Below are 9932 nucleotides of genomic sequence, written 5' to 3'. Positions count from 1 at the left end.
TCCAGAGCCAAGTCCGCCCGAGCCGCCGCCGGTCGCCGTTGCGCTATTACCATTGCGTCCAGTGCCGCCGCCGGCTCCTCCAGCGCCGCCGGGTCCGGCTCCACCAGACCCACCAGAGGAGTTGAAACTGCCGCCGCCGCCGCCGCCGCCGCTGTAGCCGCCGCCGCCGCCGATGCCGCCACTTGTTAGTGAACCACCGTTACCCCCAAGACCTCCGCCGCCGGCCCCAATGTTACCTGTGCCCACCCCCCCGACAGCCGTGTTGTTGGCAAAGCTGACGTTGGTGACGGTGGTGGTGCCGGTATTGACGAAGATCGCGCCACCGGCGCCCATACCGCCGCCGCTTCCTTGGCCGCCGGTCGCCTTGCCGTCTGCGATGGTGAGGTTCTGGATCGCCACCGTGCCCGACAGCACGAAGAAGACGCGGTTCGCGTTGCCACCGCTGATCGTCAGGCCGGGCGCATTGGCGCCGTCGATGGTGATGTCGGATTTGATGGCAGGCAGAGGCGTGCTGCCGACGATGATGGTCTGCCTGGCTAACCCCGCGGCGAAAGTGATGGTGCTTGCACCAGTTTCCGCATTGGCGCTGATGATGGCCTGACGCAGCGAGCCCGCACCGCTGTCGCTCGTGTTCGATACAGTGAAATCAGCCACGTCGGCCCTCTGCGACAAATCCAGACAGGCGCTGGCTCGAACAGTGCTCGGCTCGGCTCAGCAGCGCTCAGAGCATTCGATTTTATCGATTTCTTCACGGACCGCCTTAACCGAGCGTCCCAATCCACCGCGTGTAGCGACCAAGCAAGGTCGTGTTGCCCTGAAGTCACGCCTCGTCGTTTGCAATTTAAGCGTGTAGTCAGCTCGGGTCGCGCGAAGATTGTGTGGACAAGACGACCCAGCGCAGTTGCATGCCGTTGATGCCGGGCAGGGTCTGGGTTCTCGGCTGAGATACCGTATTTGCGGTCGGCCAGCGGTCTCGACCAGCAAACAGCATTGAGGAGGCGGCTTGAGTGGGGGGCAGCGAGAGGCCGGCGAACAGCCCGAGGCGGACAGGACGTTCTGCGCGCAGGCGTCCTTCTCGACGGACCTGCTCCCGCCGCACCAGCGCTTCGAGGCGTGGCGCGCGCTCATCGGCCTGACCCACGACCTCAGCGCCGATCCGGCCGGCTTCTCGGCCCAGCTGCGCACCGTGCGCGTGGACGAGATGCTCGTGCACGTGATGGACGCCTCACCCCAGGCGGTCGCCCGCTCGTCGGCGCAGGTCCGGCGCGACGGCCTCGACCACGTCGTGCTGCACTTGAGCCACCATGCCCAGCGCCTGACCTCGGGCGAGCGCGAGTTGCGCGTGCCGGCCGGCGCCATCACGCTGAACGATGTCACGCAGACGCATCGGCGTGCGACCGCACCGGAGCGGGGATCCGTGATCCTGAGCCTGCCGCGCGATCTCCTCGCCGAAGCGTTGCCGGGCCTCGACGGCCTGCACGGGCGCGTCCTCTACGACGGCGCGGGCAGCCTGATGCGCGACCACATGCTGGACCTCGCCGACCAAGCCGGGACGTTGCGGCGGGCGGCGGCGGCCGACGTGGCGCGCGTCACCGTGCATATGCTCGCGGCCTGCCTCGCCCCCACGGCCGAGCTGATCGCGCGCGCTCGCGAGCCACTCGCGCACGCCCTCGTCCGCCGGGCCAGGCGCTACATCGAGGCCAACCTCGCCGCGCCGACACTGACCCCGGACAGCGTCTGCCATGCCATGGGCGTCTCGCGCTCGACGCTGTTTCGCGCCTTCCAGCCCTACGGCGGGGTGGCACGGGTGATCTGGGAGCGTCGCTTGCAGGCCCTGCGGCGGGACCTTCTGGGCGGTGCGCCCGGCACGATCGCGGAGATCGGCGAGCGCTACGGTTTCGGCAGCGGCGTCCAGATCAGCCGCAGCTTCCGCCGCGCGTTCGGCCTGAGCCCGTCCGAGTTCCGCCAGGAGCAGACGATCCGGCTGCGGGACAGGCTGCCGGCTGCGCCGGGACCGGACCTCTTCACGCAGTGGGTTCGGCATCACGGATGAAGGCCCGCTCCCGGAGGCGAAGCGGTCCGACACGCAGACGCACGTCGATGTCGCCTTCCCACCCCATCCGGACCTTCGGCGGAGGCGGCTCGAATGTCTGCAAGGGGTCAGGAGTTCGCACGGCGATTGTTCGGCTGTGCGCCATAAGCGGCCTTTCAAACAGAGCCCTCGGAATGGCCGCTTAGCCTCCGAAAGCTGCCATTGGCATGGAGTGGCAAGTCCCGGCGGCCACAACACCCTCGAACCGGTCTCTGCCGTAGCTTTTCGAGCCGCGGGACAGATCGCTCAGGCGATCCCGCCGCGCGGTGATGCGAGTGCGGGCATCAGGTGCGTCGTCTGCGGTCCACCTGCCTCGGCAGCACCGGGAAAAGCACTGGTGCCGCGGCCAGGATCGGCTTCCACGTCGCGCTCCAATTCTCCATTGGAACCGGATCGGAGCGGTGGACGAGGTCGAGGAACGCCAAGCCCGCCTCCGCCGTCGCACGCTTGACCAAGGGGTTCAGCGGCCCGCCGTTCCGGAGGGAGCGGTCGGTGAAGACGCTGTGCGAACCACCCTGGAACACGACGAGGGCCTTCTGCGCCGTGGGAACGGCGTTGAAGACATCGACGCGGTCCTGCACCGGGGAATAGCGGCCGGGTATGCGGATCGTGTCTTCCGTCGTGGTCACGTGGAGGGTGGGGACATTCACCGAGGCAAGGACCGCGGCGAGGTCGGCCTCGCCGTAGAAGGGCGGTGCCGATATGACGATGCTCGCCGTGAAGCGCGGGTCCCTGTGCCCGACGGGTTTCCCGTCCCGGATCACTTGGGCGCCGGTGAGGATCAGGGTGGTGTTCGCCCCGTAGGAGTGGCCGGCCGCGACGATGCGTTTCCGGTCGATGGCGGCATGGAAGGGACTGTCACGGCTGAGCAGTCGGTCGAGGCCGAAACTCACGTCCCGGGTCCGCTCGATGGCCTCGCGCTCGTCCGCCGCGCCGTCGAGGCGGTCGAGAAGCAGGAGCGGGTTACCCTCCCAAAGAGTCTGGTCGCTGCCGACATGCTGGATATGCAGGCTGGCGGTCCCGCGAGCCGACCATCCCTCGCCGAGGTAGCTGTAGCCTTTTCGCGTGCCGCCGAGCCCATGAGAAAAGACGATCAGCGGGATCGGTCCCTTTATGTTGGAGGTGGCGGGCCAGTAGAGCCGGGCCGGCACCGCGCGCTGACGCGAGGGGTCGACCCATTCGAAGTCGATGAACCGTGCCTCGGCGGACGAAGGCAGGGCCCCTGCCGGAAGAGGCGCGAGCCAGGCTCCAGCACTCGCCGCCAGGGCCATCGCGCAGAAGCGGCGGCGGCTGAGGCCGCGGGAGCTCGGCTCCGGGAGAGCACATGAACGTTTCGCGACATCGGCAATGGTGTTCATGAAGGTCTCGCGATGATTGATGGGCAGGTTGATCGGGATGGACCCTGGCGGCTCGTGTTTGGCACCTCTACGGACGTCGATGGGTGTTTGGCCGCCATCCGGAAGTGCCGACGCCATGCCTCGCTCATGACAAGCGATGGAAAGCGTCTGCTCCGGATCCCTGAAGAGGGCGGCCGACAACCTCGCCGACGACCGCGAGCCTCCGCCGTTCGACGAGCGCATGCACGGCCATCTCCCCGCTGCGCCCCCTCAGGGCATACTGCCCCAAGGCTTCCGCTTCGATGCCGTCCGGGAGCACGGGGATTCTGGAAAGGACGGCTTCCGAAACGAGCACGGACCGCTTCGTCTCCCGGCACAGGCCTTCCAATCGGGCGGTCGCGTTCATGACGTCGCCGAAGTAGGCGATCTTGTGCCGGTCGACGCCTATCTCGGCCGTGACGACACTGCCGCCATGCAGAGCCGCGCGAAGTTCCGGGACAAGTCCGAACCTTTTTGTCCATCGGTCACGGTCATCGCGGAGCGTTTTTCGGATCGCGAAGACGCAGTCGATGCACCTCGCCCGCTCGACGCCCTGCATCAGCGGCCATGATATGATCACCTGATCGCCAATGTAATCGTCGATCTGACCGCGGTGCCGGCGAATCGGTTCGGCAATCGTCTCGAAGACGTCTTTCAGCAGTTCCTGCGCCGCGAAGTCCCCGTGCTTCTCCGCATAGGTGGTCGAACCGACGAGGTCGAGGAACAGGAAGATGCGCTCCTCGCTTCGCGGGCGGTGATAGCGTCCGAGGATCAGGTTGGTGAACGTCCTGCTTCCGATCAGGTCACGCACGCGCAGCACGCCGATGAGGAGGGCCGACACCGCCATCGCGTAGAGCACGGCCTGGAGCCGGGGTGTCACGAGCTCGGTCAGGCTCTTGTCCGTCAGCCCCAGGGCTCGGACCACGAGGCCCGTCGCGGACATTCCTACGACGATCACGAGAAGCAGGCTGATCTCCGCCGCTGCGAAGTACGCCAGGGAGGGCAGTCGCCGCAGGCAGGTCGTGTACCGCGGGAACAGGGCACCGCGCTCGTAGGCGATGGCGAGGACGCCGATGCACGTGCCGTACGTCACGCCGAGCACGGCCGGCCCCTCGTGGAACAGGATGCCATACAGGGCGCCGAACGCGGCGCTGGCGGCGGCGATGACGATCCAGAACGTAAGCGAGCCGTTCGTCATCGTTTCCATCCGGGTGGGAGGCGTTCTGGGATGGCCGGGGCAGGGCCATGTGCATGGGATCGTTGGGATCGGGTTCGTCGAGGCGTCCTACCGTGCCCGGCGCAGGATGATCGTTTGGCCGAGAAGCGGGATACCGAGGTACCCACGCAACTCCATGTGCCTGTTTACCAGCGAGACATATGCCGAGTAGGTACGACCGGACGAGCCGTCGTAGAGACTCCCTCCTTCCCGGCGCCGGCCTTCCTGATCCCATCTCAGGCCGGACAGGATGACCGTGCCTCGCAGGTTGCGGCCACGCAGGGCCGGATCCGGGTTCAGGGTATTGGCCCGGGAGGTCCTGCCGTCGGCTTCCATGACGCGTGCGCTATGGATGATGCGGGCCTCGTAGGTCTCGTCCACCTCATAGACTTCGAACTTGAGCTGGCCGTCGTCCTCGGCCCACACGCCGACGATGTCCTGCGCCGAGGGCGTCTGAGCGGAGGCCGGCCCCGCCGGCAGTCCCACCAACAACCCAGCCAGGATCGCGGCCCATGGCAGCCACCATCTCGATCCCGGCATCCGGCGGCTCCTGTGCTGGTCGACGTTTGATTGGGACGGCTCGCCCAATGACCAGGACCTATTGGAAAGCAGCGCCGGACAGCCGTTCGGCCTCGGTCCACAACCGAGCCGCAATGGCCTCGTCCCGGGCTTGGGCCGGAATGGCGGCAGGGCCGGGCGGGCCGCGGGTCTCGCCCAAACGCGTCGGGCCATAGTATCCCCCGCCCGACGCGAGCGGCGATGACGCGGCATACAGGGTCGGCAGGGCTCCCTGCGCCGCCGGCTGGAACATAAACCACAGGTAGGTCCGCATGACGCCGGCGAAGCTCCGGCGACCCGAGCCGTTCGGCAACAAGTCCGTCCGCGAGATCCCCGGATGCGCGGCAAGGCTGGTTATCCCCCAGCCGTTCGCGTCGCTGCGCCGCCGCAGTTCGAGCGCGAACATCAGGCACGCGAGCTTCGACTGGCTGTAGGCCGCCATCGGGCGATAAGCGCGCTCCGCCTGCAGGTCGTCGAAGTCGATGCGGCCGCTGCGTGCCGCCACGCTCGACAGCGTGACCACGCGGGGCTCGCGCCCCCGCCGCAGTAAAGGTAGCAGGTGGGCGGTGAGCGCAAAGTGTCCGAGGTAGTTCGTGGCGAACTGCAACTCGTAACCATCGCTTGATGTCTTGCGCGTCGGCGGTTTCATCACCGCGGCATTGTTGATCAGCAGGTCGACGCCCTTTAGGTCGCCCACCATGCGCTCAGCGAAGGCGGCAATCGAAGCAAGGCTTGCCAGGTCGAGAAGCTCGAAGCGGACCCTGCCGTCCGGCGACTTCTGGCGTATCGCCGCGATGGCCTGTGCACCCCTAGTCGGGTTTCGCCCGGCGACGATGACCTCAGCGCCCGCCTGCGTCAGTGCGAGCGCATCCTCGAACCCGAGGCCCCCTGTCCCGGTCACGATTGCAACCCGTTCCGACTGGGACGGCAGGTCCTTCAACGCCCAATCAGACATCTGGGTTTTTTCCCCTTGCCCAAGGCCAAATCGCACTCGATGCAAAAATATTCTCGCACCGAGTGCAGCTTTGTATGTGCGGAATCGCATGCCAGAACGCGGGCATGGACATCGTGTCATCGAAGCCGAGTGGCGTGCGCGCGCGTAAGCGCCAGGAAACGCTGGAGCGGATCGCGGAAACTGGCCTGAGGCTCTTCAGCCGGAACGGCTATGAGGCGACGACCCTCGACGCCATCGCCGAGGGCGCCGGAATTTCACGTCGGACTTTCTTCCACTACTTCAAGTCGAAGGAGGAGATCCTTCTGGATTGGCAGTTGCGGGGGTTCAGCGCATCCCTTCGCAAGGCTGTCCTAGCACAGCCTGCCGGAAAGGGACCAGTGGAGGTGGTCCGCGATGCCATGCTGATACTATCCGATGGCTTTCGGACCCAGGAATTCATCAGCATCGACCGAGTTCTGCGGTCCAGCGAAACTCTCAAGGCGCGTAAGCAGGCGACCTATGGCCTGCATGAGCAGGCTTTGTATGCGACGCTTATGGAGCGATGGCCGGATCCTGACCGTGGCGCAACCCTACGACTCGTCGCGATGGCCTCGCTTGGCGCCATGCGTCTGGCAATTGAGGCGTGGATACAGGCGGGTGGAGATCGGCCGGTGGACTCCTTCCTGCACGCTGCGTTCGACGGGCTCGCATCCGAGTTCGGAAAGCCTTCTTGATAGCTTAGGACCCTATGCGGATGGACCCGCCAGGATCCGTTAGGCTGACAGCGTGGTCAGGCTGCCGCTCGCTGGGAAACGGGGCGACGGCGCAGCGCGGTTTGCTCAATCGACGGAGGTGCGTAGCCCGACAATCACAGCGGGGCTACGTCGGTGCCCGGTGGCTCGATGGCATCGAGCGTCGTATTATCGAGGACCACCTTCGGCCCCCGAGATAGCTGTCGAGCTGTTCGGGCGTGCGCGGCCCGATGACCGCCGACGAGAGCGCCGAGCGCGTAGCCGGCTCGCGGTCCAGCAGGCTTCACGGGTGCCGCCACATAAGGATGTCACCGTCGAGATCGACAACCTTCCAGCCCGGTTTGACGGCTACACTCCTGTACCCGAACCTGCTGATGTCATGCCCGCCGCAGACAGGTCCGCTTCTTCGTAACGAGCAGACGTCTGGGTCGGCACAGTTGAAAGTCTGCAAGGGGGCAGGAGTTCGCACACCGCTTGTTCGGCTGTGCGCCATGTGCTGACACTCCGTCGGGAGATGCTGAACCGCCGCTCCCGACCCGTTGCGGACCCTGGAAAGGTCCGCTTCGAGGCTGTTGATGAGATAGGGTCTTACGTCTGGGTGGGGTGGATTTCGGACATTCATCTTCGAAGTTGAGAAGGTCTGCTTACGACCCTGAGACTGTTGCGCATCACAATCAGCAAACGCCTGAGCGGTTTGGCTACTGCACTAGCACAGCACCGTCGCAGACGGTGTCAGGGATAGTCACGTCCACGTACCCCACGTGTACGCCGACTGTACGCAGCACACCGTCGAGAATGCCGTCGATCGAGGGGGCGACCGCCGTGAGCGTCGGTCCGAGGAGGGGCTTCAAGAGCACCATCAGCCCCGGATCCGCTCCAGCGATGCTGAGCTTCAAGCTCCACAGCAAGCTGCTGGTAAGCGATCGCGCGAGCCCCGTACTGGCGACGCGGCGCGTCGCGCCCCGGGCGATGTCACCGTCCGTGAAGGTTATGCTCTGGGCTGCCGACGCAGCGAGATCGGTGCGGCCCTGCGCTGTCACCGAGACCGCCGGCAGGCTTAGCAGGATCGCGGCGCGGGTCAGGTCGGGGCCTGGCCCTCCGAGCACGACGGACGAGCGCGGCATGTCCGCAACCGCCAGGGTGAGCAGGCCCGGCTGCGCGTCGACGCCAACGCGGCGCTCCCTTCTGTCCGACCAGGGGCAGGTCAGCGCGCGCAGCGTCGCTCGCCCCGGGGCGACCTCGACGTAGAGGGGCAGGTTGAGGCTGCCAAGACCGAGCGGGGCGGCGAGCGCGACCTCTAGCAGGAGCCGGACCTGTGCCGTGTGGACGGAGGCCTCCAAGCCTCCCGGCCGCGCCCAGCCCGAATTCTGCCGACGTTCACCCATCGCGAGGGTCAGGCGCGCCGAGAGTAGGCCGGGCACGCTCGCTCCGAGATCGACCGAGACCGGGCGCTGACCGTTTCCGAGGTTCGCCGCATTCGCGATCAGGTCGAGTAGGCCGAGGGGCGGCCCCTTGGAGCTGGGCTCCATCGACAGGTGTATGGCGGCGCCCAGATCGGCGATCCGCGCGACCGGCACCGTGGCGGCCGAGCTGGCCGAGCCCGCAAGACCGCTCAGGACAGTGCCGAGCGCGGCGAGCGCCGGCGCAGCGTTCGCCTCGCCCTGCGCCGCGACTCGCAAGGCACCGACAATCTGCCCCATGCTGGCCCGCGCCTGCAAAATCTCCGCGTAGCGCCCGACCGGTCGCCCGAGGCTAGCCGCCAGCGCGTCGAGAAAGCGCAACGCGTCGACCCTGGTCGAGAGAAGCGCGGTGTAGTCCAGAGTGGTCAGCGACAGCCGGGTGCCGAGCATGGCGCCGAGCACCGCGTTGCCGATGCCTGCGTCGAGGGAGGCGGCTCCGGAGCCGATGGTCAGGGCGGCGAACTGCGCCTGCGCAGCGGTCCCCGTTACCGCAACAGGGATTGTCCGCGGCAGGCCGACGAACTGCCCGAGATGTGTCCGCACCCCGGTCTGCATGGAGACGCGTACCGCGTTGCCGGAGGGGAGGCCAGCCGTGAAGCGCGTGGCGGCATCCACGGCCGCGTCAGCCCGGTAGAGGCCGAGGCTCACGGTGACGGAGCCCTCATGGCCATAACCGTTATCTGCGAGCGAGCGGCGCGCAAGGGGTTCGGCCTGAGCCAGGTTCGAGGCGGCCACAAGGACCGCGAGATCGACCGCACCTTGAGCGCGGCGGCGCGCCAGCGCGATGCCACCGAGATCGATGCCGATACTCGCCAGCGCCATGACGGCCAGGGCGCCCGCGGCCGTCACCACGAGCACGCTGCCGCGGCAGTCGCGCCGCAGGTCCCGGACCAATGCGCGAAGCCGCGTCGCGACCCAGACGGCGGGTTTGCGGCGGGCGACCGCTCGCCAACCCGCGACGACGGCGGGCAGGTGCAGGGGCATGGGCGTCCTCACAATCCGCCGCGGCGGAGGCTGGCGGTGCGCACGAGCGTGCGCGGCACCGGGATCTGCTGCGGGATCAGGTTGAGCAGCGTGGCGTTGAGGTCGCTGCGCAGCGTGACGGTGAACAGGTCAGGATCGGACATGTCCGGCCCGGCCGCGATCGTGATCGCGCCGCCGGTCAGGAGCGGGTTCGCGGCAAGACCGCGCCGGGCCGCCTCGGTGGCGAGCGCAACGCGCTCGGCCGAATCGAGGCCGGCGATCGCCGCTCTGGCGGCCTCGCTCGCGATGCTCTGCAGGCCGTGCGCGAAGCCCAGGAACGAGCCGAAGGCGACGATGCCGAGAAGCAGCGCCACGAGCAGGGGGGCCACGAGCGCGAATTCGACCGCGGCCGCGCCCGATCGCTCGGACAGGCGTGCCGCCCGCGCGGACCATTCGTCTCGGATCATACGGCCTCGCAGGGCAAGGAACGCCATCGACGGGGGCCTCTCCAGGGTGCGGCGCGCGGGCCCCAGAAGGCTCGGCGGGATCGGCAGCGGAGCGAGCGGCTCGCCTACCAGGCG

The 9932-nt window shown here is 67.5% G+C and carries 8 protein-coding genes and 1 pseudogene; 2 read left to right on the top strand and 7 right to left on the bottom strand.

Annotated elements, in window-relative coordinates:
* Nucleotides 1-654: pseudogene (locus tag AX737_RS34405) on the bottom strand (autotransporter domain-containing protein); the annotation flags it as partial.
* Between the two features lie 349 nt (nt 655-1003).
* Between AX737_RS34405 and AX737_RS14210 the strand changes: the two are divergent.
* Nucleotides 1004-2053, top strand: a complete 1050-nt coding sequence (locus tag AX737_RS14210) for an AraC family transcriptional regulator (RefSeq protein ID WP_066922343.1) — start codon at nt 1004-1006, stop codon at nt 2051-2053.
* Nucleotides 2054-2376: 323 nt separating this feature from the next.
* Here AX737_RS14210 and AX737_RS14205 read toward each other — a convergent pair whose 3' ends face one another.
* From AX737_RS14205 to AX737_RS14190, 4 genes are all read right to left on the bottom strand, one after another.
* Nucleotides 2377-3567: an acetylhydrolase gene (locus AX737_RS14205; RefSeq protein WP_238229370.1), complete on the bottom strand. Its 1191-nt coding sequence runs from the start codon at nt 3565-3567 to the stop codon at nt 2377-2379.
* A gap of 7 nt (nt 3568-3574) precedes the next feature.
* Complete coding sequence (locus AX737_RS14200; protein WP_082773044.1) at nt 3575-4666, bottom strand: adenylate/guanylate cyclase domain-containing protein; 1092 nt, start codon at nt 4664-4666, stop codon at nt 3575-3577.
* A gap of 87 nt (nt 4667-4753) precedes the next feature.
* Nucleotides 4754-5224, bottom strand: a complete 471-nt coding sequence (locus AX737_RS14195; protein ID WP_066922339.1) for a DUF2147 domain-containing protein — start codon at nt 5222-5224, stop codon at nt 4754-4756.
* Between the two features lie 58 nt (nt 5225-5282).
* Entirely contained in the window at nt 5283-6197 is a 915-nt protein-coding gene (locus tag AX737_RS14190) for an SDR family oxidoreductase (RefSeq protein WP_066922337.1), read from the bottom strand.
* 104 nt (nt 6198-6301) lie between these two features.
* On the opposite strand from AX737_RS14190, the gene AX737_RS14185 reads away from it, so the two are divergent.
* Nucleotides 6302-6910, top strand: coding sequence for a TetR/AcrR family transcriptional regulator (locus tag AX737_RS14185; protein WP_066922335.1), 609 nt, complete (start codon nt 6302-6304; stop codon nt 6908-6910).
* A gap of 716 nt (nt 6911-7626) precedes the next feature.
* On the opposite strand, the gene AX737_RS14180 is transcribed toward AX737_RS14185, so the two are convergent.
* Nucleotides 7627-9372 carry a TadG family pilus assembly protein gene (locus AX737_RS14180; protein WP_066922333.1) on the bottom strand — a complete coding sequence of 582 codons (1746 nt, stop codon included), beginning with the start codon at nt 9370-9372 and terminating at the stop codon, nt 7627-7629.
* Between the two features lie 8 nt (nt 9373-9380).
* A partial coding sequence (locus AX737_RS14175; protein ID WP_066922331.1) for a TadE/TadG family type IV pilus assembly protein occupies nt 9381-9932 on the bottom strand: 552 nt, incomplete at its 5' end.

This window comes from Methylobacterium sp. CCH5-D2 (genome assembly GCF_001556475.1).
GTDB lineage: Bacteria > Pseudomonadota > Alphaproteobacteria > Rhizobiales > Beijerinckiaceae > Methylobacterium > Methylobacterium hispanicum.
This window is presented reverse-complemented; position numbering and strand designations above follow the sequence as displayed.